This window comes from Catelliglobosispora koreensis DSM 44566 (assembly GCF_000379685.1).
Taxonomy (GTDB): Bacteria; Actinomycetota; Actinomycetes; order Mycobacteriales; family Micromonosporaceae; genus Catelliglobosispora; species Catelliglobosispora koreensis.
Window position 1 is genome coordinate 418,800 of record NZ_KB903261.1, and the last position, 24,540, is coordinate 443,339.

At 63.8% G+C, this 24,540-nt stretch carries 27 protein-coding genes and 1 tRNA gene; 11 read left to right on the forward strand and 17 right to left on the reverse strand.

Going from position 1 to position 24,540, the window contains the following annotated elements; genetic code table 11:
- Nucleotides 1-56 precede the first annotated feature (56 nt).
- The 5 genes from A3E1_RS0121260 to A3E1_RS0121280 all read right to left on the reverse strand — a co-directional run bounded on the left by A3E1_RS0121260 (nucleotide 57) and on the right by A3E1_RS0121280 (nucleotide 6,058).
- Nucleotides 57-1,664 carry a DUF4153 domain-containing protein gene (locus A3E1_RS0121260; protein WP_020522816.1) on the reverse strand — a complete coding sequence of 536 codons (1,608 nt, stop codon included), beginning with the start codon at nucleotides 1,662-1,664 and terminating at the stop codon, nucleotides 57-59.
- Nucleotides 1,633-2,757, reverse strand: a complete 1,125-nt coding sequence (locus A3E1_RS0121265) for a HAMP domain-containing sensor histidine kinase (RefSeq protein ID WP_020522817.1) — start codon at nucleotides 2,755-2,757, stop codon at nucleotides 1,633-1,635. The genes A3E1_RS0121260 and A3E1_RS0121265 overlap by 32 nt, the downstream gene beginning before the upstream one ends.
- Nucleotides 2,754-3,425: a response regulator transcription factor gene (locus tag A3E1_RS0121270; RefSeq protein ID WP_020522818.1), complete on the reverse strand. Its 672-nt coding sequence runs from the start codon at nucleotides 3,423-3,425 to the stop codon at nucleotides 2,754-2,756. Before A3E1_RS0121270 ends, A3E1_RS0121265 begins: the two co-directional genes overlap by 4 nt.
- Nucleotides 3,426-3,466: 41 nt before the next feature.
- Nucleotides 3,467-4,972: a sugar transferase gene (locus tag A3E1_RS0121275; RefSeq protein ID WP_051105121.1), complete on the reverse strand. Its 1,506-nt coding sequence runs from the start codon at nucleotides 4,970-4,972 to the stop codon at nucleotides 3,467-3,469.
- A 228-nt stretch (nucleotides 4,973-5,200) separates the two neighbouring features.
- Nucleotides 5,201-6,058, reverse strand: coding sequence for an Fpg/Nei family DNA glycosylase (locus A3E1_RS0121280; protein WP_020522820.1), 858 nt, complete (start codon nucleotides 6,056-6,058; stop codon nucleotides 5,201-5,203).
- An 18-nt stretch (nucleotides 6,059-6,076) separates the two neighbouring features.
- Between A3E1_RS0121280 and A3E1_RS0121285 the strand changes: the two genes are divergently transcribed.
- From A3E1_RS0121285 to A3E1_RS0121300, 4 genes are all read left to right on the forward strand, one after another.
- Entirely contained in the window at nucleotides 6,077-7,177 is a 1,101-nt protein-coding gene (locus A3E1_RS0121285; protein ID WP_020522821.1) for a glycosyltransferase family 4 protein, read from the forward strand.
- A 79-nt stretch (nucleotides 7,178-7,256) separates the two neighbouring features.
- A complete protein-coding gene (locus tag A3E1_RS0121290) occupies nucleotides 7,257-7,661 on the forward strand; it encodes a CBS domain-containing protein (protein WP_020522822.1) in 405 nt (134 codons plus the stop codon).
- 28 nt (nucleotides 7,662-7,689) lie between these two features.
- Nucleotides 7,690-8,784 carry an aminotransferase-like domain-containing protein gene (locus A3E1_RS0121295; protein ID WP_020522823.1) on the forward strand — a complete coding sequence of 365 codons (1,095 nt, stop codon included), beginning with the start codon at nucleotides 7,690-7,692 and terminating at the stop codon, nucleotides 8,782-8,784.
- Nucleotides 8,785-9,127: 343 nt separating this feature from the next.
- Complete coding sequence (locus A3E1_RS0121300) at nucleotides 9,128-10,261, forward strand: magnesium and cobalt transport protein CorA (protein ID WP_020522824.1); 1,134 nt, start codon at nucleotides 9,128-9,130, stop codon at nucleotides 10,259-10,261.
- 12 nt (nucleotides 10,262-10,273) lie between these two features.
- Here the strand turns inward: A3E1_RS0121300 and A3E1_RS44950 are convergent, their stop codons facing one another.
- Entirely contained in the window at nucleotides 10,274-10,816 is a 543-nt protein-coding gene (locus A3E1_RS44950) for a hypothetical protein (RefSeq protein WP_157631651.1), read from the reverse strand.
- Between the two features lie 255 nt (nucleotides 10,817-11,071).
- Between A3E1_RS44950 and A3E1_RS0121310 the strand changes: the two genes are divergently transcribed.
- From A3E1_RS0121310 to A3E1_RS41330, 3 genes are all read left to right on the forward strand, one after another.
- A complete protein-coding gene (locus tag A3E1_RS0121310) occupies nucleotides 11,072-11,596 on the forward strand; it encodes a peptidylprolyl isomerase (RefSeq protein ID WP_020522826.1) in 525 nt (174 codons plus the stop codon).
- A 9-nt stretch (nucleotides 11,597-11,605) separates the two neighbouring features.
- Entirely contained in the window at nucleotides 11,606-12,535 is a 930-nt protein-coding gene (locus A3E1_RS0121315) for a rhomboid family intramembrane serine protease (RefSeq protein ID WP_026208679.1), read from the forward strand.
- Between the two features lie 75 nt (nucleotides 12,536-12,610).
- Nucleotides 12,611-13,390 carry a glycosyltransferase family 2 protein gene (locus A3E1_RS41330; protein WP_020522828.1) on the forward strand — a complete coding sequence of 260 codons (780 nt, stop codon included), beginning with the start codon at nucleotides 12,611-12,613 and terminating at the stop codon, nucleotides 13,388-13,390.
- On the opposite strand, the gene A3E1_RS0121325 is transcribed toward A3E1_RS41330, so the two are convergent.
- Nucleotides 13,293-14,207 carry an NAD(P)H-quinone oxidoreductase gene (locus A3E1_RS0121325; protein WP_026208680.1) on the reverse strand — a complete coding sequence of 305 codons (915 nt, stop codon included), beginning with the start codon at nucleotides 14,205-14,207 and terminating at the stop codon, nucleotides 13,293-13,295. The genes A3E1_RS41330 and A3E1_RS0121325 overlap by 98 nt on opposite strands.
- Before the next feature lie 28 nt (nucleotides 14,208-14,235).
- Between A3E1_RS0121325 and A3E1_RS0121330 the strand changes: the two genes are divergently transcribed.
- Nucleotides 14,236-14,322 (forward strand) — tRNA-Ser (locus tag A3E1_RS0121330).
- Nucleotides 14,323-14,389: 67 nt separating this feature from the next.
- On the opposite strand, the gene A3E1_RS47750 is transcribed toward A3E1_RS0121330, so the two are convergent.
- From A3E1_RS47750 to A3E1_RS0121350, 4 genes are all read right to left on the reverse strand, one after another.
- Complete coding sequence (locus A3E1_RS47750; protein WP_020522830.1) at nucleotides 14,390-15,919, reverse strand: tyrosine-type recombinase/integrase; 1,530 nt, start codon at nucleotides 15,917-15,919, stop codon at nucleotides 14,390-14,392.
- A complete protein-coding gene (locus A3E1_RS48840; RefSeq protein WP_051105122.1) occupies nucleotides 15,916-16,143 on the reverse strand; it encodes a helix-turn-helix transcriptional regulator in 228 nt (75 codons plus the stop codon). Before A3E1_RS48840 ends, A3E1_RS47750 begins: the two co-directional genes overlap by 4 nt.
- A gap of 317 nt (nucleotides 16,144-16,460) precedes the next feature.
- Nucleotides 16,461-17,963, reverse strand: coding sequence for a YfjI family protein (locus A3E1_RS0121345; protein ID WP_020522832.1), 1,503 nt, complete (start codon nucleotides 17,961-17,963; stop codon nucleotides 16,461-16,463).
- Nucleotides 17,960-18,856 (reverse strand): bifunctional DNA primase/polymerase, encoded by an 897-nt coding sequence (locus A3E1_RS0121350; RefSeq protein WP_020522833.1) that lies wholly within the window; start codon nucleotides 18,854-18,856, stop codon nucleotides 17,960-17,962. Before A3E1_RS0121350 ends, A3E1_RS0121345 begins: the two co-directional genes overlap by 4 nt.
- A gap of 348 nt (nucleotides 18,857-19,204) precedes the next feature.
- On the opposite strand from A3E1_RS0121350, the gene A3E1_RS0121355 reads away from it, so the two are divergent.
- The 3 genes from A3E1_RS0121355 (at nucleotide 19,205) to A3E1_RS47260 (ending at nucleotide 20,286) form a co-directional block, all read left to right on the forward strand.
- Complete coding sequence (locus tag A3E1_RS0121355) at nucleotides 19,205-19,543, forward strand: PadR family transcriptional regulator (protein ID WP_020522834.1); 339 nt, start codon at nucleotides 19,205-19,207, stop codon at nucleotides 19,541-19,543.
- Between the two features lie 44 nt (nucleotides 19,544-19,587).
- Nucleotides 19,588-20,055, forward strand: a complete 468-nt coding sequence (locus A3E1_RS0121360; RefSeq protein WP_020522835.1) for a hypothetical protein — start codon at nucleotides 19,588-19,590, stop codon at nucleotides 20,053-20,055.
- Nucleotides 20,056-20,127: 72 nt separating this feature from the next.
- Nucleotides 20,128-20,286 carry a hypothetical protein gene (locus A3E1_RS47260; RefSeq protein WP_020522836.1) on the forward strand — a complete coding sequence of 53 codons (159 nt, stop codon included), beginning with the start codon at nucleotides 20,128-20,130 and terminating at the stop codon, nucleotides 20,284-20,286.
- Nucleotides 20,287-20,521: 235 nt separating this feature from the next.
- On the opposite strand, the gene A3E1_RS0121365 is transcribed toward A3E1_RS47260, so the two are convergent.
- The 6 genes from A3E1_RS0121365 to A3E1_RS0121390 form a co-directional block, all read right to left on the reverse strand.
- Entirely contained in the window at nucleotides 20,522-20,746 is a 225-nt protein-coding gene (locus A3E1_RS0121365) for a hypothetical protein (RefSeq protein ID WP_020522837.1), read from the reverse strand.
- Nucleotides 20,747-20,835: 89 nt separating this feature from the next.
- A complete protein-coding gene (locus A3E1_RS41340) occupies nucleotides 20,836-21,069 on the reverse strand; it encodes a hypothetical protein (RefSeq protein ID WP_020522838.1) in 234 nt (77 codons plus the stop codon).
- Between the two features lie 166 nt (nucleotides 21,070-21,235).
- The gene (locus tag A3E1_RS41345; protein WP_020522839.1) at nucleotides 21,236-23,314 is read right to left on the reverse strand and encodes an ATP-binding protein; all 2,079 of its coding nucleotides are present in this window, start codon (nucleotides 23,312-23,314) and stop codon (nucleotides 21,236-21,238) included.
- On the reverse strand, nucleotides 23,314-23,592 hold the full coding sequence (locus A3E1_RS0121380; RefSeq protein WP_020522840.1) for a hypothetical protein: 279 nt from the start codon (nucleotides 23,590-23,592) through the stop codon (nucleotides 23,314-23,316). The genes A3E1_RS41345 and A3E1_RS0121380 overlap by 1 nt, the downstream gene beginning before the upstream one ends.
- 103 nt (nucleotides 23,593-23,695) lie before the next feature.
- Nucleotides 23,696-24,151: a single-stranded DNA-binding protein gene (locus A3E1_RS0121385; RefSeq protein WP_020522841.1), complete on the reverse strand. Its 456-nt coding sequence runs from the start codon at nucleotides 24,149-24,151 to the stop codon at nucleotides 23,696-23,698.
- A gap of 101 nt (nucleotides 24,152-24,252) precedes the next feature.
- Nucleotides 24,253-24,510, reverse strand: a complete 258-nt coding sequence (locus A3E1_RS0121390) for a hypothetical protein (protein WP_020522842.1) — start codon at nucleotides 24,508-24,510, stop codon at nucleotides 24,253-24,255.
- Between the last annotated feature and the right edge of the window lie 30 nt (nucleotides 24,511-24,540).

The following is a 24,540-nucleotide window of genomic DNA, read 5'->3' on the forward strand; positions in this document are numbered from 1 at the left end:
TGTAGAAGGCAGCCATTCAAACGTTTATTAGGTGACGTGCCTTACCTACCTACGAATCATCGGGAAGTTGACGATGAGCCCGACGATTCGCGAATTTTATGCCATTCCGCGCACGCGTCCGGCCGGTACCGCGATCCGTAGTCCTCGATGACCTTGCGGGCATGCCAGCGGGACTCGTTCCACGAGTACCAAGTGTCGGGTTGGGTATCGAGCTGAGCGATGATCCGCCGCAGTGCGCAGGAGCGGTAAGGCTCCTCCAATGTCATCAGCTCGTCGATCGCGTCGCTCGTTTGGAACTGCAGGTAGCCAAGGTCGAAAGTCTTCAGGTACGAAGGGTCGTCCTTGCGGTCCTCGAAGCGGGCGATGTTGCGCTCAGCGATGTAGGCCTCGGGGTTGACGGCGGCGATCGCCAGCAGCAGCCCGGCGAAGCTCGCGATGATCGCCCGGGGGAACCAGGGCGCCTTGAGCTGAATGCCCGCCAAGGCCACGAGAAGGAACACGAACCCGAGGTAGAGCTCGACGGCACCGAAGAACAGGCGTTCCCGGGTCCAGCCAAGGTCATCCATGTAGAGCCACATGCGGAAGGCGGCCGAAGCCACGATGATCAGGCTGAGCACGACTACGGCGCCCAGCATGACGCGCACGACGAGGCGATCCTGCGCCGTTTCCTTGGCTGACCAACGGCTGGCACACGCGATCACCAGCAGCGTCAGCAAAGTCACGACCACGAGCTGCCAGAAGCCCGACACCGCGTACTCAGCGAAGGTGCTGCCTTCGGGAGCCTCCTGCCGGAACAGGTAGCGGAACTGCAGCGCCACGAAGCCGCCGAACATGACGATCAGGGCGCCTAGGGGCAGCATGAGTTCGATCCGCCCGATGGTCCGCCGCGCGGGCTGCTCCAGTCCAGTGAGCTTCGGTGGGGCCAGGACGATGAAGATCGCGCCAGCGGTCACGAGCATGCCGATCGGCGTGTAGAGCAGGGCTCGCCGGAACGTGTCCGCACTCAGGTCAGGCAGGATGTTGCCCACGATCTTGGAGAAGGCGGCGTCGGCCGAGGAGAGCAACGCTCCAAAGACGACAACCAAAACGATCGTCACGACGATGGCCCAGAGCGTGCGGCCGCCGGTCGTGGTCTTGTCGCGGGTGCGCTGCCAGGCGGTGGCGCCCTTGGCTAGCCAGGGGATCGAGCGCAAGGTCGCGAGTGGAAGCGCCGCCCCCGCAACGATCACGGCACGAACGGAATGACCGCCTGCGACGGCCAGCGAGGCGCAGCCGATCGCTCCGAGCACGCAGATGTAGAACAGCCAGTAGGCGTTGAGGAAAACACCCACGGAAAGCAGCGCCAGAGCCAGCAGGGTCCAGCCGATGCGGGCCGCACGGTCAGCGCGGTTTTCGAGCTTCTCCCCGAAACGGGCCGCGTGAGCGACAGCTGCGGCAATCACGATTCCAATGAGGAGCCAGCCAAGGCCCGGCTTGGTTAGCGGCAGTGCCACAGCGGTGGCGATGCCTCCAGCGAGGGCCGCACCCCAGGCGGCGGGACCGCCGCCGTAGGAAGGACCGCTCCACCGGGTTTCCATGAACCTGGGAGGCGGCGGGGGGAGCGGGGCGAACAGCTGCGCTGGCTTTTGGACTTCAGCTTCCGTTTCGGGCGCTTCTGTGGTCATCGGTGGGGTCTCCTATGTGGTGGGGCAAGGTGACACGAACTCGGCAGCCGACGTTTCCGGGGGTATCGACTACCGCGATGGTTCCGTGGTGCAGACCGACCGCCCAGCGGGCGATGGCCAGGCCGAGTCCTGTCCCGCCATCGGTGCCACCAGCGTTGCCGCGGGTGAACCGCTCAAAGACTCGGTCGCGCTCGTGCGACGGGATGCCGGAGCCGGCATCTGTCACCTCGAAGACCGTAACGTTTGAGTCACGTTTTGCGCTGACCGTAACGGGCTGACCTTGCGGACTATGCCGGGCCGCGTTTTCTAGCAAATTGGCGAAAACCTGATGCAACCGGCCAGGATCCGCCTGGATTTTCAGGCCAGGATCCACACGCGACACCGTGAAAGTCGTCTGTGGATGACTCAGGCGCGCCCCTGAAATCGCCACGGTCAAGAACTCAGCGACATCCACCCTTTCCGGATTCAGGGCGATCGCCCCAGCGTCCACTTTGGAGAGTTCGAGTAATTCGGTGACGAGCTTGCCAAGCCGTTCCGTCTGCGCGAGCGCGATCTCAAGCGTCGCCGGGTCAGCCTCGCTCACTCCGTCGGCAAGATTTTCTAGTACCCCATGAAGGGCTGTAATGGGTGTGCGCAGCTCATGCGAGACGTTGGCGATGAGCTCGCGCCGCTGCTGATCCGCGGCGGCGAGGTCGGTCGCCATCAGGTTGAAGGCTCGCGCCAGCTCACCGACCTCGTCCCGGCTGGTGGCACGCACCCGTAGGCCGTAATCGCCTCGCGCCATCGCCCGGGCCGCGGCGGTCATCTCGCGCAGCGGTTTCGTCATGCCATGTGCCAGGACCTGCAACGTGATCACGCCAACCACAGCCGCGGAAATCGCTGTGCGGAAGGGAAACCAGCCGACACCCAGATAGAACACGGTGATGCCGGTGAAGCCAGCGATGCCGAGCAGAATGCTGAGCTTCAGTTTGATCGAGCGGAACGGATCGAGCGGGCGCGGCATCCGGTCGAGCACGCGATGCGACAGCGCGATCAGGGGGCCTAACAGCCAGTAGACCGGGCCCGTCAGGCGGTCGAGAATGCGGTCGATCATGAGACTTCCAGGGCGTAGCCCACACCGTGCACGGTGCGGATGAGATCGGCGCCTAGTTTGCGGCGCAGCGCTTTGATGTGCGAGTCCACGGTTCTGGTGCCGTAACCCTCGTTCCAGCCCCAGACCTCGGCGAGCAGACGCTCGCGCGGCAGGACGCTGCGGTGACGTTCCGCTAGGTAGACGAGGAGGTCATATTCAGTGGGCGTGAGGTGTGCGACCTCGCCCGAGCGTTTGACCCGGCGTTCCTGCTTGTTGATTTCCAGGTCACCGAGCTGAATCGCGGCTTCCGGCGCGCCGGAGCGTTCCGCGCGCCGCAGCAGCGCGTGTACGCGGGCCGCCAGCACCCGTAGCGAGAACGGCTTGGTCAAGTAGTCGTCGGCTCCGACGGCCAGTCCTATGAGCAGATCGTTCTCGTCGTCACGGGCCGTCAGCATGAGCACCGGCACGGGATATTTCGCCTGGACCCGACGGCAGACTTCCAGCCCGTCGAACCCCGGAAGCATGATGTCGAGAATCATGAGATCCGGCTTCACCCTCAACGCCATGTCAACGGCGGCTGGCCCGGAAGCGGCGTGATCGACGAGGAACCCTTCGGCCCTGAGCCGGGCGATCACTGACCCCGCGATCGCAGGATCATCTTCCACCACCAGGACACGACGCTCTGTCATGTTCCTGGACTGTAGTGCCAGGTTGTGGAGGAGTGGTGAAGCTAGTAAGCACCTTTACGTGCCACAACGACGCCGATCGTGCGCCAGAGGATGCTCAGGTCGTAAGCCAGTGACCAGTTGTCCACGTAGTAAAGATCGAGGCGGACCGCTTCATCCCAGCTGAGGTCAGAGCGGCCGGAGACCTGCCAGAGGCCCGTCATGCCGGGGCGCACGAGCAGGCGGCGGCGCACGTCACCGAGGTAGTCACCGTCATCGGCCGGCAGCGGCCGTGGCCCGACGAGAGACATCTCTCCCTTGAGCACGTTGATGAGCTGCGGTAGCTCGTCGAGTGAGGTCGCCCGCAGGAAGCGGCCCACCGGCGTGACGCGTGGGTCGTCCTTGATTTTGAAGAGCATGCCGTCGCTTTCGTTCTCTGCGGCGAGCTTGCTCTTGCGCTCTTCGGCATCCGTATACATCGTGCGGAACTTCCACACCCGGAACACGCGGCCTTCGTGCCCGACGCGGGTCTGGCGGAAGAACGCCGGACCCCTGTCGTTGAGCCGGATCGCCAGCGAAATGCCCAGGAACACCGGGATCAGCAGGAGCAGGCCGAGGAACGCGGCGACCCGGTCGAGCATGTTCTTGGCGAGCCACGCGACGCCGGAAAGCTTGGGCTCCTCAACGTGCAGCAGCGGCAAGCCTTCGATCGGGCGGATGTGCACGCGCGGGCCGGCCACATCGGTGAGCTGAGGGGCGACGACCAGATCGATGCCAGTGCCTTCGAGCTGCCAGGCCAGGCGCCGCAACTCATCGGGCTCTCCGCCAGCCGAGCCGCACACGGCGATCGTGTCGGCCTTGAGTTCCCGGACGAGCTCGACCAGGTCGCGGCCGGAGTAGACCGGGACGGGAGCTTGCGCCCGGCGTGCGGCCGGCATGTGCTCGGATAAGTGAATGGCGACCGGGATCAGCCCGGTCGAGATGTTGCGGGACACGATTTTGTGGACGAATAACGTCTCTGGCAACGATCCGACGAGCAGCATCCGGTGCGTGGCAAGACGGCCACGCTTGCGGATCACATGCAGGATCTTCCTGGCGAACAGGCGCATCGCGATGATGTAAGCCATCGCGCCGACCACCACGAAGGCGACCGAACCACGGGAAACGCCGCCCTCTTCACCTGACTTCTGCAGACCGAAGGCCAGGAAGCCAACGCTGGCGGCCACGGCGATCGTCGTGCGCACAACGCGTTTGAACTCATCGGTGCCGGCGCCGATGATGCGGCGGTCATAGGCCCCGTTGGCCCACAGCAGGATCATCCAGCCCAGAGGCAGTGCGGCGTAGGCGATGAAGTAGAAGACCCGGGCGTCATCGAAACCCGACAGGATCCGGTCGGAGGCGAAAACCGAGATGGCCGTGTAGCTTGCCGCCGCGGCACACAGCAGGTCACCAAGGATCAGGCAGAGCACGTAAGGGCGGTGCCACCTGGCGCGACGTGCGGCCGGCCGGGCAAAGGCGCTGCGGGCGACGCCGTTGGTTTTGTTTGAGCGCACGGGATCTACGTGATTCAGGGCGGCGGCCGGTTCATAAGGGCCCCTTGGCGTCTCCTCATAAATGGGCGACTTCAAGGGTTTCAGGCTAGTGGCCACTTTACCCGCGCCCTCCCCTAACTCCGTTGCCCGTGCCTTGTGCCGGATCTCACCCACAATGATCAGTCTTGCACGGTTTGTCCGGCATTTCCGTTGACCCTGCGGGAGTCGGGACCGGCACACTATATCGGCCTGCGATGCCACTGAACACTAGCGAAGCAGCTTCGATAGGCGCCGATCAGCGAGCGGCTTTCCGCCAGTCTGGCAAGTAGCACAGTATTGCAGGCTCGAATCAGCGAACGAGACTTCCCTCACTACGTCGCCGCAAACGGGGCATTTCTGGCCCGCACGCCCGTGCACTCGCATGCCCGCGCGCTTTTCTCCTTTAAGTTCCGCGGCCTTCTGGCCGACCGAGCGGGTCACCGCGTCGGTGAGGATGTCACCCATCGCGGTGTGCAAACGTTCCAGCTGCTCAGCGTTGAGTTTGTCGGCACGCATGAACGGCGAAAGCTTGGCCGCGTGCAGGATCTCATCTGAGTAGGCGTTCCCCACGCCCGCCATGATTTGCTGATCGCGCAGAACCCCCTTGAGCTGCTGGTTCTTGTCCTTGAGGAGCTCGGCCAGGTCCTGCGTGGACAGCGACAGCGCGTCGGGCCCGAGCCGTGCCACGCCCGGGACTTCCTTGGGGTCGCGAACGAGATAGGCGGCCAGTTTCTTTTGCGTGCCAGCCTCTGTCAGATCAAAGCCTGATCCGTCGCTCAGGTGCACCCGCAGCGCGATCGGGCTCTTGCCCGGCTTGAGTGGTGCGGGCGGGAGGTTGTCGCGATAGTGCAGCCAGCCTGCCCGCGCCAGGTGGATCACCAGGTGCAGGTCATCGCCCAATTCAAGATCTAAGAACTTTCCCCATCGGCTGGTACCGGTGAGGAGCTTGCCGTTAGCGGCAGTGACCGGCGGATTGAAGGTTTTCAGGACACTGATCGCGGACACGTCGATGCGCTTGATCTGCTGTCCGACGGCCCGCTCTCGCAAGTACGCCGCCAGCGCTTCTACCTCGGGTAACTCTGGCACCCACCTATTCTGGCGCACGTGGGGCTCCGGGTCATCGTCGCGCATAACTTCTATCGCTCTGCCCAGCCCTCAGGCGAGAACACGGTCGTCGGCAACGAGATGCGCTGGCTCGCTGAGGCTGGCGTGACGGTTGTTCCCTATCTGCGCAGCTCAGACGACATCACCTTCATCTCGCCCACGCGGCCGATCTGGTCGCCGCAACGGGAACTGGCCCGGCTGATCAGGCAACACCGGCCCGATGTGCTGCACCTGCACAATCCGTATCCGCTGATCTCGCCAGCCGTCATTCACACGGCACACCGTCACGGCGTACCTGTCGTGCAGACCGTCCACAATTACCGGCACGTGTGCGTGAACGGACTGTTCTACCGCGAGGGCAGCGACTGCCACGACTGTGTGGGCAAGGCTTTCGCGACGCCAGCCATCAGGCACGGCTGCTATCGCGGGTCACGGGCGCAAAGTGCTGTCATGGCAACGGCTTTGGCGGTGCACCGGCCCGCGTGGCGGTCCGTGGAAGGGTTTATCGCGCCATCGAGCGTGCTGCGCGACCACCTGACCCGCTACGGCATCGCCCCGCAACGCATCGTCGTCAAGCCCAACGCGGCCGAGGACCCTGGCCCGCCCACACCGCCTGGAACGGGGGCTCTGTTCGCGGGGCGGCTCGAAGAGGCCAAGGGCATCCGTCAGCTGCTGGATGCTTGGGATCCCGCCCTGGGCACGCTCACCGTCGCTGGCGGCGGGCCGCTGGAGAAGCTGGTTCAGCACCATCGACACGTGTCTTACGTGGGCAACCTCGCCGCCGACGGGGTGCGGGCGGCGATCCGGGCGGCCGCGTTCGTAATCGTTCCATCGCAAGCCGAAGACGTTCACCCCACCATCGTCATCGAGTCTTTGGCGAATGGGCGCGCGGTGTTGGGTACCCACAAAGGAGGAATCCCGGAAATGATCGGCCCGGCGGGCTGGGTCGCTGATGACCTCGCGCGGGCCCTGCCAGGAGCTTTTGCTCAAGCGCCTGCGCTAAGCGCTGTGGCACGGCAGCGTTACCTCGACATTTTCAGCCCTGAGGCATGCGCGCGGCAATTAATCAATATCTATACCCACATAAAACAAGTCTTGTAGTGAGTTGCCGATTCGGTCCACGATGTCCGTGACGGTGCGTTTCAATGGGGTTGCGTTCCGAAGGAGTGGTGATTGGGCTATGCAAAATGTCCAGGCAGTTCGCGAGGCGATGAGCAAGCCGGTCCTGATGATCGGCCCAGAACACACGCTGCGGCAAGCCGCACAACTAATGGCCGCGCGCAAGATCGGTTGCGCGCTGGTGCACGACCCGGACGGTGAAGGTCCGGGCATCATCACGGAGCGCGACATCCTCTATGCCATCGGCGCGGGATCCGATCCCGATGTCGAGCCCTGCAAAGAGCACATCACGTGGGACGCGGTCTACGCCCACCCCGACTGGAGCCTGGAGGAAGCGGCGGTCGTCATGACCCGCGGCGGATTCCGGCACCTAGGCGTGATCGAGGACAACGAGGTCGTCGGTGTCATCTCTGTGAGGGATCTCATGCGGGCGTGGTCACTCCGGCGCGCCGCTGCCAACGCCTAAGGATTGCCTGTTCGTTACGCTGTCCGGCATGACCGCCGAGCAGCTCATCTCTTTTGCCAGAGGTGCCCCGAGCCTGGACATCGTTGATGTCCCGGGCCTGTCTGCCGCTGCCGTCCGGGCGTTCGCGAACGACCCGGCGGGGCTGACCGCCTATGGCAACTCGTATGGATACGCGCCACTGCGCAACTGGATCGCCAACAAGCATGAGGTCAATGCCGACCAGGTGCTCATCACGAATGGGTCGCTGCAAGCTGACGCGTTCCTTTTCGACTACCTGGTCAAGCCCGGTGATCACGTCGTGGTGGAAAAGCCGACCTACGACCGGACGCTGCTCAGCCTCAAGCAACGTGGGGCCAACATCCACCAGGTGTCACTGCGGCCGGATGGGATTGATACGGCTGAGCTTCGGGCCCTCCTCGATTCGGGGGTACGCGTCAAGCTCGCGCACATCATCCCGAACTACCAAAACCCAGGTGGGTCAACGCTCTCGCTGGCTAAGCGGCACGAGCTGATTAGCCTCGCGAAGGAGTTCGGCTTCACGATCTTCGAAGACGATCCGTATGTCGACATCCGCTTCCGGGGCGAGAAGCTGCCCCAGATGCTGAACCTCGATGACAGTGGCGTGGTCATCCACGCCAGTTCGTTCACGAAGACGGTCTGCCCTGGTGTCCGCGTCGGTTACCTGATCGGCCCGCAGCACCAGATCGATGACATGGCGAAGAAGGCCACCAACATCTACATCTCGGCTGGCCAGGTCGCTCAAGGTCTCGTTTACGAGTTCTGCGCGTCCGGCGACATTGACCGGTCAATCGCGACGGTCAGTGCGGCTCTTGGCGAGCGGGCCTCGCTACTGGCCGCTTCGTTGCGTGCGCGCATTCCGGGCGTCGAGTTCACCGAGCCCGACGGCGGCTACTTCCTGTGGATCAAGCTGCCCAGCGACGTACACGTGGACAAGCTCGCCCCGGCGGCCGCTGAGCGTGGCGTCGCCGTGGTGAAGGGTTCTGACTTCCTGCTCGAAGGCGGCGAACACGAGCTGCGCCTGGCGTTTAGCGCCGTGACCGCTGGTGAAGTCGACGAAGGCGTGCGGCGGCTCGCCGAAGCCATCGACGCAGTTCGTGGCTAAATAGGATTAATCAGTTATGTGGCGGTGGTTCTGTCAGGAAACCGACAGAACCACCGCCTTCCTTCGGGCATCCAACGCGGATCACAATGCGTCGGGCGGTTTACTCATTCACGCCCGCCCCTAAGTCTTGCTTCAAGTTTTGCCTCCGTCCCCCAAAGAAGGAACGCCCACCCACCCCCCACCCCGGGTGCCGTTCCGGCGAAGGTGAGCAGTTCACCTTCGGCGGCGCCGGGAAAGCCGACCCGCACCCCCATCCCCCCGATAATGCGGACGGTTGGCCCGGCGCCCCTTACTCTTGCTCCCGGTGCCGGCGAACGCGGGCGTGAGCAGAAGGGAGGCGGGCATGGCCGACGACAACTTCAGGGAGGAGCCTGGCCGGCTTACCCGGGCACTTTCCGCCCCAGCGCGGGCGATGAGCCGAATGCTTTCCGGGGAAACAGAGCGGGCAAGGCTTAATCAGCACGTCCTAGAGCACGAAGCGATCGTGGATTGCGCGCTCTACCTTGACGGAGTTCGCCAGAACAAAGAGATTCTCGACTACCGCGAAGCCCTGAACGCGGCGCGTAAACAGCGTGGAGCCTTCGTGTGGCTCGGGCTGCACGCACCCTCACACGCTCAGATGAAAGGCATCGCCGAGGCGTTCGGCTTGCACGAGCTGGCGGTGGAAGATGTGGTCAACGCGGGCCAGCGCCCGAAAATCGAGCAGTTCGGCGACCTGCACTTCATTGTCTTGCGGACGGCCCGTTACGTCGAGCACACGGAACTGACGGAACATTCCGAGGTCATCGACACCGGGCAGATCATGCTCTTCGTCGGCGATGACTTCGTCATTTCGGTCCGTCATGGTGACGCGTGCCGGCTGCGTCCCGTGCGCGAACGCTTGGAGCGCAAGCCGGATCTGCTCAAACAAGGCCCGTGGGCGGTCGCCTACGGCGTCATGGACCAGGCGGTCGACCTCTACATGCTGGCTGCCGACGGCATCGCCACTGACGTTGACGTGCTTGAGGAAGCCGTGTTCGCGCGCAATCCCAAGTCCAGCGGCCGGATGCAGCGCATCTACCAGCTCAAGCGGGAGCTGGTGGAGTTCAAGCGCGCGGTGCTTCCCTTGCCACGGCCGATGATGACCCTTATCGCGGACACCCCCGAGATCCCCAAAGAGCTGCGCAAGTATTTCCGCGACGTGCAGGATCACCTCGCGCGTGTGACGGAGCAGATCACCAGCTTCGATGATCTGCTGATCTCGATCATGCAGGCGCGGCTCGCGCAGGTAACCGTTGATCAAAACAACGACATGCGCAAGATCGCTTCATGGGCCGCTATCGCCGCGGTCTGGACCGCGATCGCCGGTGTCTACGGCATGAACTTCGCCATCATGCCCGAACTCGAGTGGAAATACGGATATCCACTCGTCATCACGGTGATGGTGGCTATTTCATTCGCGGTATATCGCGGGCTGAGGCGAAACGGGTGGCTCTGAGCCACCCGCCCGTCAGAACCGTCCGTTGTGCTTGGAAGCCGTGAACTTGTCCGTGGCATCGTTCGCGGCTTCCGCCGCGTCATCCATCTTTGCCTTGAAGTCTGAGTTACGCAGCGACGAAGCCGTTTGCTCCAGCTTGTCAGCCGCCTTGTTCATGACCTTGCCGGTGTGATGGGCCGCCTTGTCCATGGCACCGTCCATCTTGGACGTCGCTTTGCCCACAATGGACTTCGCGTCGTCACCGATGCCACTGCCACCTTCGAAGGCGACGTTCGGGTCGAACTCAGACCAGTTCTTCTGCTTGCGCCGCTTCATGACCAGCGCGCCCGCCGCGCCCACGGCAGCACCCGCCGCGAGCAGGCCGATAAGCATGCCCATCTTCTTGTTTGCCATCTGGCTTCCCTTCTTGGCTCTCTTGGCTTTCGCCTTCGCAGAGAGCTTCATCGCGTCAGCAGCACCTTCCCGGTATGCCGCGGCCAGCGGTGCGAACGCTGCCGAGGTGGTGCCCCAGCCGCGCGACGCGGCGCCGCGCATCTTCGCCGTCCGAGGACCCATGGAAGAGCCGACGCCATTCGCTGCATGGGACGCTGCCTGCAGAAAATGGTCCCAGCTTTCGCCGAGTTCCGCCCGCATCAGCTCCCCGCGCGTCTTTTTCGAGAATCCGAGCATGATCCCCCCGCCCTAAAGGGAGACACCCCCGAGGTGTCCCTCACCAGAAACATCCTGCCCTGCTTGATGCCTCCTCATCAGCCAAACTCCTCACATGGGAGAATTCGGCTGAACGAAACCGTCAACTTCTAGGAGACGACTGTGGCTGACGCCAAGTACGCCGTCATATACACCACTGAAGGCCCGATCCGCCTGGAGCTGTTCCCCTTCCACGCGCCGAAGACGGTCCGCAACTTCGCGGAGCTGGCAGAAGGAACGAAGGAAGGCGCCACCGACCCGCGCAACGGCGCCCCGATCACGGGCCCGTACTACGACGGAACGCCCTTCCACCGTGTGATCGACGGCTTCATGATCCAGACCGGTGACCCCACGGGCACTGGCCGTGGCGGGCCCGGTTACGAATTCGGCGACGAATTCCACCCGGAGCTTCAGTTCAACGTGCCTTACCTGCTCGCCATGGCCAACGCCGGGCCGGGCACCAATGGCTCCCAGTTCTTCATCACGGTGGGCGCCACCACATGGCTGAACCACAAGCACACGATCTTCGGCAAGGTCGCCGACAAGGAGTCCGAGGCTGTCGTCAACGCGATCGCCAAGGCCGAAACCGACGGCGGTGACAGGCCGCGCAAGGCCATCACTATCGAGCGAATTGAGATCGAGCGCTAATCTCGCAACATGACGACTCCCGCCGCGGACGGCCAGCCGGTTCCGACCTGTTACCGCCATCCGGGGCGGGAGACGTGGATCCGGTGCACACGTTGTGACCGTCCAATCTGTCCGGACTGCATGATCGTGGCGTCCGTCGGGCACCAGTGCCCCGAGTGCGTAGCCGAAGGAAGGCGGACCCAGCGGCCCGCCTTAACTCATTTCGGCGGCTCACAAATCGGTGAGCAGGGCTACGTCACCAAGATTCTGATCGGCATCAACGTCGCTATCTTCGCGCTGACGTTGATCTTCTACGCGCAGCAGGCGCTGTTCGGCTCGACGCCTATTCACGAGTGGGCGGCGATGCTGGGACAGACGTTTACCGAGATTCCGGGGCAGCCCCGTGAGGTTTACGTCGGCGCCGTGCCCGGTGAGGGCCCAATCCACTACGGGCTCGACGGCGGCGCCTACTACCGCCTCGTGACGTCGATGTTCCTGCACTACGGCGTGCTGCACCTAGCGGTCAACATGTTCGCGCTCTGGCAGATCGGCCGTCCGCTTGAGGCGGCTCTCGGCCCGGCCCGGTTCCTGGCGCTCTACATGATCTCCGGCATCGGGGGCAGCGTCGCGGTTGCCGTGTTCTCACCGTTCTCGCTGGCGGCCGGCGCTTCGGGTGCGATCTTCGGGCTCTTCGCCGCGTTCGCGATCATCTTGCGCAAGCTCGGGCGCGACGTGATGGCGATCTTGCCAGTGATCGTGCTGAACCTCGTTTTGACGTTCTGGTTCAGTGCCTACATCTCAGTGGCTGGACACATCGGTGGCTTGGTGACCGGCGCCATATGCGGGCTTGGGCTCGCCTATGCGCCCAAGGAAAACCGGACGTTAGTCCAGACGCTGGCGCTCGGAGGCACTCTTCTAGCCTTGGTAGGAATCGCCGTTGTTGTCACTCTCGGGCGCTGAACTTATGCGATCTACCTGAGCAGCGAATAGACTCGGCGCCGACGTTTGCACGCCCCGCACAGGGAGACGCCCGCAGTGAAGCTATCGATCTTGATGCCGGTCTACAACGAAGAGGCCCGGCTAGGCGAGGCACTCAAACAATCGCTCGCGGTCGCCTATTCATGCGACATGGAACTGGTCGTCGTCAACGACGGCAGCCAGGACCGGACCGCCGAGATCCTCGACACCTGGGATGACGCCCGTCTTCGGGTCATCCACCACCCCAAGAACAAGGGCAAAGGGGCCGCCATCAAGACGGCCGTCGAAGCCGCCGACGGGGACTACATGGTGATCCTCGACGCCGACCTCGAATACGACCCGCGTGACATTCCGCGTCTCCTGGAGCCCGTGCTTGAGGGCAAGGCCACGGTCGTCTACGGCAACCGGACCTTCGGCGGGCACGCCGCCTACTCCTTCTGGTACGTCATGGGCAACAAGGGCGTCACGCTGTTCGCCAATGTCATGTTCAACTCCTACATCGGCGATCTTGAGACGTGCTACAAGCTCATGCCGCTGGACCTTTACCGCTCCCTGAGCATCAAGTCCCGCGGGTTCGGCATGGAAGCCGAGGTCACCGGCAAACTGCTGCGCCGCAAGATCCGCCCTTACGAGGTGCCGATCAGCTACACCGCCCGCACGCGTGAAGAGGGCAAGAAGATCACGTGGAAGGATGGCGTCGAAGCGCTCTGGATCCTTTTCAAGGAGCGTCTTAGGCCCGTCAAACAACCGTTAGCAGCACCTTCCCCACGTGTGCATTTGCCTCGACCAGCCGATGCGCCTGAGCAGCCTCCCGTAAAGGAAAAGACCGGTCGATAACGGGCCGGATCAGTCCGTCTTCGATCAAGGGCCACAGCTCACGGCGTACCCCCTGAATGATTTGATCTTTTTCGGAGGACGGCCGTGAGCGAAGCGTGGTGCCGGCGACCATGGCTCTCTTGGCCAGCAACGCGCCGAGATCGAGTTCGGCTTTGCGGCCGCCCTGCAGCCCGATGATCACGAGGCGGCCGTTGGTCTTGAGCGCCTTGATGTTGCGCTCGAGGTATGAGCCGCCCATGATGTCGAGCACGACGTCGGCCTTGACCGTGCTGAAGTCCTCGGTGGTGTAGTCGAGGCACTCGTCGGCGCCAAGCTCGCGCAGCGCTTCGTGCTTGCTCGCGCGGGCGGTCGTGATGACCTGCGCCTTCAAAGCTTTGGCGTACTGGATCGCGAACGTCCCGATCCCGCTGCCGCCACCGTGGATGAGGATCGTCTCGCCCGCCTTCAGCCCCGCGACCATGGTCACGTTGGACCAGACCGTGCACGCGACCTCGGGCAATGCCGCCGCTTGCGCCAGCGTGACACCTTTGGGGATCGGCAGCAGATGTGTCCGGGGCACAGCGACTTTCTCCGCGTAGCCACCGCCTGCGAGCAAGGCACAGACCTCTTCGCCCTCGGTGGTGACGCCCGAGCACTCGAGCCCTGGATATTCAGGCGCGCCAGGCGGAGGTGGGTAAAACCCGGCCACCTGCAATAGATCGGCCCGGTTGACCGCCGTGGCCACGACGTTCACCAGGACTTCGCCCTCAGTGGGCACGGGATCAGGAACTTCGGCGTACTCAAGCGCACCGGGAGTGGGGATTCGTATCGCTCGCACAGGGACACGGTAGTATTTCCAGACGCCTGGAGGGTTCGCCTAGTGGCCGATGGCGGTGGTCTTGAAAACCACTAGAGGTGCAAGCCTCTCGGGGGTTCGAATCCCTCACCCTCTGCTGGTGGACCTGCCATAACAGCAGGTGAAGCCGGGTCCTGGAACCGTCCAGGACCCGGCTTCGTTCGTCAGAGCTGTCCGGCTGTGCCTGGCATTGCCGGGTCATCCACGGGTATCTGCGGCCTATTTGTGGCCGAGAATAAAAACTTGGCCGGAGACAGGCCAAGAGCTGCCAAGTCTTTGTCCACACGCTCGGCCACGGACACTTGAGCTTCGGCTTCCTCGCCGAGCATCACCTTCGCGTAGATGGCCCAAATGACTGCCGCAGAGTTGCCCGCCCAGAGCGCCGCTTGCACCACTGATACACCCGCTCGCAACCAGTACGACAGCGCGAAGTGCCGCAGATCGTACGGGCGCTCGCACACTCCCTCGGCCAGCTGCTCCGGGGTAAGAACGGCCTGCCGGACGATGTGCCACACCTCCAGGTAAACAGTGGTGTGCACGATCCCGCCTCGCGGCCCGACGAAGACATGACCGTCTGCGCCGTGGCCGAACTCTTGCAGATGCTGCTTGAGCAGCTGGACCAGGATCGGGTGTAGCGGCACGAGCCGCGTTTCCTCAACCGCCCTGTGTTTGAGCGAGCGATCCTCACGCGCCGCACCGCTGTCGGTCCAATCCGTCCCGACTGTCGGTGTGGATCGCCGCAGCCTCAGCGATCCCCACCCGTCATCGGGAAGTCTGATGATGTTGGATGCCCGTAGTCCGATGACCTCGGCGGGCCGGAGCGCGGCGAACATCATGAGCCCGAAGAAGGCGACGAGCCGCCTGCCCATGCCGCTCATCCTGGCCAACTCACCTAGCAGTCGCAGCCCCAACTCAAGGCTGATGACCGACGTCGGATCGATCGCGGTGCGGGCCTTGGGCAGCTTCCACTTGATCAGGCTGACGGGGTTGAAGTCGAGCTGGCCGGACTCCACGGCGTATTCCAGCACGTTGTAGTACGCCGCACGCCGCCTGCCTACCGTGTTCGCGCTCGCCCTCTCGCCGTTCACTAGGGTCGCGAGCGCTTCGTGCGCGCGGCGTGCGAGATCCGGACCCGTCTGCCGGTCACGGTAGATGTCGAGCCCAACCGTGTGTTGTTCCAGCCATCGGACCGTCGTGAGCAGTTCAGCTGGCGGGGCAGCATCGCCCTTTCGCCGCGAGCTGTTGGCCACCCACAGATAGACCGCCTGGCGCACCTCAGCCACCGAGGGACGGCCGGTGGCCGTCCCAGTGAGGTGCGGCTCGATGGTCGAGGCCATCGCGTCGGCCAGCGATCTCCGCGAGTTGGGTGCGAGCGCGTTCCACTTCGCGTCCATGAATTGGCACAGGTGCTCGTACCAGCTCCGGCCAGATCCATTACGGATCATCGGCACCGGCAGCCCGCAGCCGATGTCAAAGGCTTCCCCGGCGCGTGCGTGCCGGATCAGCTCCGCTCGGAAAGAGTCCGCAAGAGACCACCCGTGGAAGGTCTCCCACTGCTCCACCCCTGCTGTCTCCCAGCGCACGCGGTAGGTGTCGCGGCGCTTGCCCTTTCGCGTCTGGATTTTCCAGATCTTCACCTTGTGGGTGAGGTCAAGGCTCGATGAGGTGATCGTGGGCTTGTTTGCTGGCTTCACCAGCTCTCCTCCCTGCTGTTGATCCAGGCGTCAAACGCGGCTCGCCGAATCCGGATCGATCCGTTGGGCAACTTCACGCACGGCGGCCCGGTCCGCTTCGCGCGCCAGTCATAGAAGGTGCTCCGGGTGATGTCCAGCTCGGCACAGACCTCGGGCACGGTGAGGTAGATCTGCTTCTGCTTTCCCTCCGCAGGGCGATTCCGGGCGATCGTCGGGGCTGTCATGATTGCGTTACTCCCGTCATCTAGGGGTGTGAAGGGGTCGCTCCGGCCTGGGGTCGCATTCCGTGCCGGAGCGGTCTGAACGACGTACATGAGCTTCAGAAACCGCCTGAGAGCGCTTTTGAGCCAAGATCTCTGACGTATCCAGGTTGGGTCAGGGTCTGGTTTGGACTGTCGGGATAGGACGGCCAGCCGGGTCGGTGGCCTCGAAGGACCGGTGACAGCGGTGACACGGTGACAATCCCTCTTCTTGATCTCCTTATCCGCAGCTAGAAGGGGATTTGATGTTGTCACCGCAGCGCGGTGACAAGCGGTGACAGTCATCGGGTGCCTGCCGCGCGGTAGGCAGCGGCGTCGGGATGCAGTTCGTAGTCACCGAGCACGGTCGAGCGGACCCAGCCGTGAGCGGCGAGCATCGCGAGTACCGCCTGGACCTGTTCGACTCGCGGGAGTTGCCGCTGGACCCGTCTGTGGATCTCGCGGCGAGTGAACCGCCCCATGCCTTTGTTGATGAGCGTGTCGAGCACATGCAGCGCCGTGGTAGCAGCAGGATCGCCATGGACGATGCCCAGCGCTGCGCGGTAGTGGGCAATGAGCCACCCGATGACCTTCACCGCACCGGTCATGGTCGCGGCATCGATTGGCCGCCTCCATGCGTCGGCAGGGTGGTGAGCTACATGCAGCAGCCCAGCGATGCGCAGCATCGAGCCGCCGAGCTTGTTTGCCCACTCACGCATCTCGTAGAGGTCCCCGCCAGGCCGGAGCTCCATTTCCAGTTCCTCTGCGGCTTCCACCCGCACCCGTTCGGCGTCGGGCAGCAGAGTGACCACTGCTGGGTCTTCCCATTCGGCCAGCGTTGCGGCGAGCTGCTGAACGGTCAGCTCATAACCGGCCATGACCGCGCCGGGTACCGGTGGCGCGTCCTGTCTGCGCCATCCGGCGAGGCTGCGCGGCACGATGAACCAGAACCGCGCTGGAAGCCCGCGCCCGAACAGCTCAGCATTAGAGCCGAACTTGCGCAGCACTGACGGCTGGGCCATTACTCCGACTGTCAATGCCGGACGCTCCACCGATTCGCCCTGGCGGCTCTGCCGGTCAACGGTGATCGGCCGACCGTTGTAGCCCTTCAGATACGGGTCCAGATTGGGACTGCTGCCGAACCGCCCGCCGAGCACATCGAAAATGCCACCCTCGTCGGAAATCAGGGCCATGCGGCCACCGTTGGCCGCCATCAAACCGATTAGCCGCTCCGGGGTCAGATCGTCTGCGATCAGCCGGGGCAGCGTCGGAACGGTGATCGCCTCAGCAGACAGGACAGCGGCGACCGCTTCGGCAGTCAGCTCGTCGCGCCGGGAACCATCTGCTTTCGCAGCGGTCGCGCGAGCCTGTTCGGCGGTGCGCTCAGCGATATCCTTAAGCGCCGCCTGCTGCTCAATGAGCGGCCTTACCTGATCGGCCATCACACGCTCCGTCGCGTACAACGGTCCAACGAAAGCACTGTGGACAGGCGTTTTCCGCTCGCCAGGATCGGCGATAACGGCGATGTAGGCATTGACCGGCTCGCGCCAGCCTGGCCGTGCCTCGACCTCGATACGACCCCCAGCACAAGTGGACAGCACCGCGAGCAGCACCCCCGCGCCCATCGACGGGCACGTCTGGGTGCCAACGGCGACCCCTTCGACCATTGCCGCAGCCCATTGGGGAAGCACGTCAAGCGGGAACACTGGCGGTGCTTGCTCGGCGCGGCCGAACGGCACTGGTGCTTCCCACGTCGGGACGTCCTGATCGGACACAACCGCCAGGTGACGCACTTGGCCCGTCATGCGCTCACCATCCGGGGCCGCTTGGCGCCGGTCTTGAGTCCGGAGGCGATCGTGCGGGACACCTCGCGGGCAGGAAATCTGTTTGCCCCGTAGGCGCGGAAGGCGGCCTGCGTCAGCAGACTTATCACCTCGTGCTCTTGCAACGATCCGCCCGCAACGAGCTGCCCGAGCGCAACAGCGGAGGCAAACAGCTTGATGTTCTTCTCACCGCTTCCAGCCTGCTCGACCGATTCGACTTGGCTCGCAACTGCTGCGTTGAGGTACCGGCCGCGCCGGTCTGCCACTGGCGCCACCGTGACTTGCTTGGGCTCAGGTAGTGGGGCGGGTGTGAGCCGCTCGGCCAGCCAGCCGGGCAACGTGAGCAGCTGCTCTTCCTCGTGCAAGGTCTGGTAGGTGCGTCCATTGACGACGCTGCCAGCGCCGAGTACGTAACCGCCGTGCGCGCGGGTGTCGATTAGCCAGCCCAGCCCGCGCCCGCTGGTACCGGAGGTGTTGCGCAGCTGTTCCCCGGCAGGGTGGGTGAAGTACAGGTGGGTACCTTTCCTACCGGTAATCACGGTGTGGGTGAGCACGGGAAGTGGCTGGTCTTCCCGCTCACACAAGAACGCGAAGGCGTCGAAACCGTCGTTTACGCCGCTGATTTGCCACTCGGCGGGCGGTTGCTGGCCGAGCTTGGGCCGGTCCAGGTCGATCACGACCAGATCCGATGGGCCGCAGGCGATCCCGATGTTGTAGGGGGCCTGCGCCCAGCAGCGGGTGATCCGGTCTGGATCCGTGGTGGCCCGCTGCTCCCATTCCTTTATCGCCGCGATCTTTCCGTTGACGGCGACCGGAAAGACGTGCCAGCCTCGCGCGGCGTAGCGAAGCGCAGCCGCTTGCAATGATGAGTTCACCGAAGGTGTCCTTTCATGCTCTGAGTGGTCCGGGACGCAGCTGGTGCGCGCCGCAAACGGAACAGGCGCGCACCAGCTGGAGCTGAAATGTGTTGTGGTTATTGCGGTTTGGGCGGCTAGAGGGGATCGCGGCTATCGGCGCTTCGCCCTTGATTGCGACCCAAGGGCTCCGCATCCACTGCCCTCCGATTGAGACGGATGCATCGATTGCCATCCTTGCCAGTCCAAACTGGTGCCCTGATCGGGCGCGACGTGATGGCGTGATTTGACACGACACCCTAAGCAATGGTTCGCTACCTAGCGAGTAAATCTCTACCTAGGGTGGTGAGCGTGGTGGCGATGCCACGAATGACTGAGCAGACTGAGCGCATCTTCAGGGCACTGCTGAGCAGTGACCTCGGTGAAGGCCTTCATGGTTTTGAGCTCGGACGGCAGTCTGGGCTGCCATCAGGGACGGTCCACCCGATCCTTGCCCGCTGGGAGAAGGCCGGGATCCTGGAGAGCTATTGGGAGGATCTCGATGCTGATGCCGCGCCTCAAACACGACCGCGCCGACGGTACTACCGGTTCACGCCGGACGGGGCCGAGTACGCCCGCGTGACGCTTGCGGCAGCCGACAACATACGTCGCCGCGCCGCTGGAAGTGGCCACTTCGGTGGTGTGGTCCCCATTCCCGACGGCATGTAGGCGGCGAGCCCGTGATAATGATCGAATTCCGTTCAATACCTGGTGTGGACCTTGACACCGCCAACTTCCGCTCTGTGTGTTCGAAGACCGGCCTCAGGACTGACCAAATCGAGCACCTCGTACGCACTATTTCCACGTACCGGGAACAGGACCCACAATCGAGTTTTTCAGGGAAAGCAACGTTCTTCGATGACGAACTCAACCTTTTCATCAGTGCCGATGATGAATCCTTCGCGGACCACAAGATCTTGTTCAGTTTGCCGAGCTCTACTTTGACCGTGTCATGGCGGCGGCAGGTGGCCGCGATCGACACCTGGATTAACGCAATCTGCATGATCTTTCCGCACGGTGAGCGTCGGCGCTACCAGGAAGAGTGGCGCGCCGAGCTGTGCTGCTGCCGGGAAGCGGGTGCGTCGTGGCTTGGGCAGGTGCGTTACGTGCTGGGCCTCGCACTATTCGCGCCGGGCACCGCTTTTCAGGTGCGGTTCAAACGTCGCCGGGCAGTGGATTAGCCCAGCGGTGGGCGGGCTAGCCATTGGTCGGCTGCCCGCCCGATTGTCCCTTTTAGCAGTAAGGACAATGCAATGGTAAACCCAACTCCCGTTCAGCCGGAACCGCCTGCCGAACCGGGCGGGCAGGGCAAGCTCGCCATGATCGTGGCTATAGCGGTGATCGTCCATGCGCTTGCCGCAGTCGCCTACGCCGTCGGCATTTGGTGGGGGGTGGCTCAAGGATCGCATTAGCCCCCGCCATACCTGATGGGTGCGCTTCCCGTGATGGGCGCGCACCCTTGCCGGGCCACCAGCCGCCTCGGAATGTAGTAGGTGGCGGCAGATCAGGGATACCCCAACGATTCCGCGAGGGGTAGAGCGCGCGGGTGTTGAGCCGGTCCCAATTTCCGGGCATCGTCGCCCAGCGGTGACAGGTGCGTGTGGTGCCGAGCTGAACGACCGGGCGCCAGCAGAGCAGGCGTGTTCACTAGTGCGGTCCTTTCGTGACGGCCGGGGCCGGTCTCTTCAGTGGCGGCAACGCGATTCGGCGAATGGCTAGGTCAACGTGGATGGCGAGCTGTGAGGCTTGCTCCTGGGTGTTGGCGCCGGTCTGGTTGAGCGATGCGGTTGCGCGTAGCTCAATCCAGTTGCGGCCGTTGAGGTTCTGATACCGGACGGCTACGAGGGAGCCGTAGGCCGTGTTCCACCGCATCGGATCAGAGGCGTGGACTCCTGCCGGTGAGCCGGTTCTAGCGGTGCACTGGTGATCTGATGCGCACCAGTCGGGGCAGCGCCAGGCGTTCATTGGCCTTTCACCACCTTGCGGCCGTAGTTGAACAGCCGCCGCCCGTAGCGCAGCTTGAGACCGGAGGCGCTGCACGAGCGGCAGGGCTTGAACTTCTTGCGGATCAGGGTTTGGCGGGTGCCGGTTCCTTTGCAGGTGCGGCATTTACCGAACGGGTAGAGCCAGCACGCCAGCGCATAGACGCCGGACGCTGTGAATAGGGTGAGGGTAGCGAGTAGTTCCGGTGTCACCAGGTGCCTCCTGGGGCCGTTTGCAGGGCTGTTTTTGGGTAGCCGCTACCCAGCCAGCACCATCTGTTTGTGCTGGCTGGGAGCGGTTTTAAGGGGTAGCGCGACGGGTAGCGCAGCCGCTACCTCTGCTTGTGGCGCTACCTCGCGCGCTACCCGCGATTCCGGTCTAGTTGTTCGCCGGGTCGTGGTGGCCGTTGCGCTGGCTGATGATCGTGCGCACCGCGTCGAGGCGGTATCCCTTGAGGTTGCGGCGCGAGATTTTCAGGTCCACGCTCGGCACGCCTGCTGCTCTGGCCAGTTCGGACAGAGCTTCTGCGGTGAGACCGGGGTAGGCGTTGGGCCAGCGTTCGGCTAGCGCGGCTGCCGCTGGTGCCCAGTGCTGCCCGTTTGAACCGGCAACCGCGGCAAGGTCCGCCACGAGATCACGCGCTTGCGGCAAATCTTCTTGCCCGCCAACAGGTGTACCGCCACGCAACGCCAGTGCCCTGCCCAGCATGGCCTTAGCTGTCGCGGCATCGGGGTACTGGCTGCGCACCGATACCGGTGCGGCGCCACCGGTTTGCACACCCCAGCCTGCATCGAGCACCGGCCGGTAGACCGTGCCCGTTATACCGCGCTTGTACGCACCGGTTCCCAGGATCATGTCGTTTTCGACCTGCCCTGCGACCGATAGGCACCAGCGGTTGGTGACACAGCGGGTGATGTTCGGTGGAAGGCTGGTCTTGTCCGGGATCTGCGTTGCCAGAACGAAGATGATGCCAAGTGCGCGGCACCGTTTGATGGCACGTTCGGCGTCGTCAGCTGAACTCGGAAGCGCTGCAAACAGTTCGTGCGCTTCGTCAATGATGATGACGACAGGATGCAACCCTGACCCAGCCTTACGGGCTAGCTCTGGTGTCACCTTGCCTTCGGGTGCGTCGCCGCGCTGTTTGGCGGCAAGGATGCGCTTGCCGCGCCGTTCGGCTTCCGCGAGTGCCCACCGCAGGATGGCGGCACCTTCTTCTAGCGCTTTGTCGTCAACACCGACCACATACGTGGAGCACAAGGGCGCGAAGTCGATGAAATCCCCGGTGCCCTTAAACTCGGCGATTTTCAGCTCCGCGTATGGGTCGAGTGCCGCCACAAACGCGAGGCTTCTGGCGGCATACGACTTACCCGAACCGGGCTGCCCGCCGATCAGAAACGACCGGGCGAACAGCGATGTCTTGACGGGTCGCTGTCGTTCGTCGGTGCCGAATTCGTTCTCAGCAAACACGCTTGTGATGGCGTCAGCTGCCGCTAGGGACCATTTCGGTTGCCCCATCGCAGAAGCGGGCTGATAGCCCACCCACAGATCAAGCTGCCCGGCGTGGTCTGGCCCGGCTGACGGCCACACCTGATCCACGGGCAGCCGCAGCGATGACGACAGCGCCCCGCGCCGGTCGAGCACCTTCACGGCCTCCAAGCCGATCGGGAGGTTGACCCTTGCGAGCCAGCCCGGCCCGTCGCGGTGAATACCGGGGTGAACGAACTCGATACTGGCCGCGTCCTTCATCGCCGGAATATTGAGCGCCAGCAACGCATTGCGGACCATCTCCGCCGTCAGGCGGGTGAACCGCTTCGCGGCGGTGATCCGGTCAGTGATCGGCTTGTCAGCGGGACGCCCAACACGCGCCAGCCCAACGGCCGCAAGTGCTGCGGCCGTATACCAGCCCCACATGGGAACCAGCCGCGTGTAATACGCGAGAGGCAGACCGCAACCGAGCAACAACGTCACAGCGGCAACAGCCCACCAGCGGGCACGCGATTCCTTCGCCCTGGTGCGGTTCAGGGCTTGCCAGGTGTAGGCGTCGTTGGTGTCTGCGGCGTGCTGCCGCAGGGCGAAATTGCCCTCCTCCGCGCTGGCCCACTTGAGCACTTTGCCCGCTGACCGGCCGAAACCAGTCAGGGCATACCAGCCGGTCTTGAGCAGGTATTTCGGGCTGCGCACGCCGTGGAACCGCAGCCAGTACCACACATTCGCGGTGATGGCTCGCAGTGTGGCGCGGCGCTGGCGCTTGTCGGTCAGCCACGCGGGCAGGATCGGAGCACGCTTACCTGGTGCCGTGGCTAGGTCTGCCCAGGTGAACGTGACCGGAACATCAGCGTTGTCGGCTGACGGGCCAAGCGGAGAAACGGTTTCGGTCACCCGCTCCGCGTCTGAATCGAAGGTTTCGCCGGTCAGGGAATCGGGCCGGTACAGGTGGCCATCGTCCAATGTGCTCACTAGCGTCTCCTTCCGGCATCGGCTTCCAGCGCGTCGCTCATGCGCTCATGCAGCGCGAGAATGAGCGTCTTCAAAGGCATGGTGGGTTTCTCGTTCTGCCTGACGATCAGGGTTACTGCGGCAGTGATACTGGCCCGCCACGCGGCCAGCCGCTCGTGAAGCACCGCGATGTGCTGCTCAAGCATGCTGACCTGCCGTCTTAGCGTGTTGTTGGCTTGCTGTAGGTCGCTTACCTGCTTGCGCAGGGCGGGACACGTCCCGCACGCCTGCTGGCCCATACTCTTGGTGCTCCTTCGCTTCTTGAGGTGAGGGATGAAGCAGGGCACAGCGGCTGGCCTAGGAAACCGTGCTGTGCCCTGCGTGCGATTCGCTGGCGGCTGCTCAGAAGGGCGGTTCGTCATCTTGCGGCGCGCTGGTCTTGCCGCTCGTCGTGGCCCATGGGTCGCCGCCTGCGGCGTCCACATCGGACTTGCGGGCCATCTTCATGACTTTGGCCTGCGCGTACTTGAGTGATGCCCCGATGTCTTCCACATCAAGCTGCATAGCGCTTCGCTTTTCGCCTTCCGGGGTTTCCCACCGGTTCAGGCGCAACCGGCCCGTCACGACCACACGGGAGCCGCGCTTTAGGGATTCAGCGATGTTCTCGCCCAGCTGCCGCCACGCTGAGCAGTTCATGAATAGTGCGTCGCCGTCCTTCCACTGACTAGAAGCCTGGTCGAACATGCGCGGGGTCGAGGCGACGGTGAACTTAGCCAGAGCCACACCGGTTGGGGTGTAACGCAATTCGGGATCGTCGGTCAGGTTGCCCACGATGGTGAGCGTCGTTTCGTTCGCCACGAGGATGCTCCTTCGCTATGGCCTGCCACGGTGGCGGCCAGCACGGGCGGGCCAAACGGTTGCAAGAGAGCAGGTTTGGCCCGCCATGATGGCGGTCACTGTTAGATGCCTTCACGTAGGCGCCAAGCGATGTCGCATAGGTCGTTTTGCAGCTGCTCTAGCAGCTCTGCTGGGTCGCGGCGCTGGGTGACTGCGGTGTCAATCCAGCCGCTGATGGCTTCAAGCTGCTTGGCGGTGCGCTCGGCAAGGGTGCTGGTGTGGTTGGGGTTGTCGGGGCAGGCAAGGGCAGTTTTCATCAGGGGTGCTCCTTCCCGTTGTGCCGCCACGATGGCGGCCAGCGCGGCGAGCCGAACCGGCACAGCGGCTCACGGTTCGGCCCGCACGCTGGC

Excerpts from the sequence above, each read along its gene's own strand:
- A3E1_RS0121260 (WP_020522816.1), bottom strand. The coding sequence starts at position 1,664 with ATGACCACAGAAGCGCCCGAAACGGAAGCTGAAGTCCAAAAGCCAGCG.
- A3E1_RS0121265 (WP_020522817.1), bottom strand. The coding sequence starts at position 2,757 with ATGATCGACCGCATTCTCGACCGCCTGACGGGCCCGGTCTACTGGCTG.
- A3E1_RS0121270 (WP_020522818.1), bottom strand. The coding sequence starts at position 3,425 with ATGACAGAGCGTCGTGTCCTGGTGGTGGAAGATGATCCTGCGATCGCG.
- A3E1_RS0121290 (WP_020522822.1), top strand. The coding sequence starts at position 7,257 with ATGCAAAATGTCCAGGCAGTTCGCGAGGCGATGAGCAAGCCGGTCCTG.
- A3E1_RS0121295 (WP_020522823.1), top strand. The coding sequence starts at position 7,690 with ATGACCGCCGAGCAGCTCATCTCTTTTGCCAGAGGTGCCCCGAGCCTG.
- A3E1_RS0121300 (WP_020522824.1), top strand. The coding sequence starts at position 9,128 with ATGGCCGACGACAACTTCAGGGAGGAGCCTGGCCGGCTTACCCGGGCA.
- A3E1_RS44950 (WP_157631651.1), bottom strand. The coding sequence starts at position 10,816 with ATGGGTCCTCGGACGGCGAAGATGCGCGGCGCCGCGTCGCGCGGCTGG.
- A3E1_RS0121315 (WP_026208679.1), top strand. The coding sequence starts at position 11,606 with ATGACGACTCCCGCCGCGGACGGCCAGCCGGTTCCGACCTGTTACCGC.
- A3E1_RS48840 (WP_051105122.1), bottom strand. The coding sequence starts at position 16,143 with ATGACAGCCCCGACGATCGCCCGGAATCGCCCTGCGGAGGGAAAGCAG.
- A3E1_RS0121345 (WP_020522832.1), bottom strand. The coding sequence starts at position 17,963 with ATGACGGGCCAAGTGCGTCACCTGGCGGTTGTGTCCGATCAGGACGTC.
- A3E1_RS0121355 (WP_020522834.1), top strand. The coding sequence starts at position 19,205 with ATGACTGAGCAGACTGAGCGCATCTTCAGGGCACTGCTGAGCAGTGAC.
- A3E1_RS47260 (WP_020522836.1), top strand. The coding sequence starts at position 20,128 with ATGGTAAACCCAACTCCCGTTCAGCCGGAACCGCCTGCCGAACCGGGC.
- A3E1_RS0121365 (WP_020522837.1), bottom strand. The coding sequence starts at position 20,746 with ATGCGGTGGAACACGGCCTACGGCTCCCTCGTAGCCGTCCGGTATCAG.
- A3E1_RS0121380 (WP_020522840.1), bottom strand. The coding sequence starts at position 23,592 with ATGGGCCAGCAGGCGTGCGGGACGTGTCCCGCCCTGCGCAAGCAGGTA.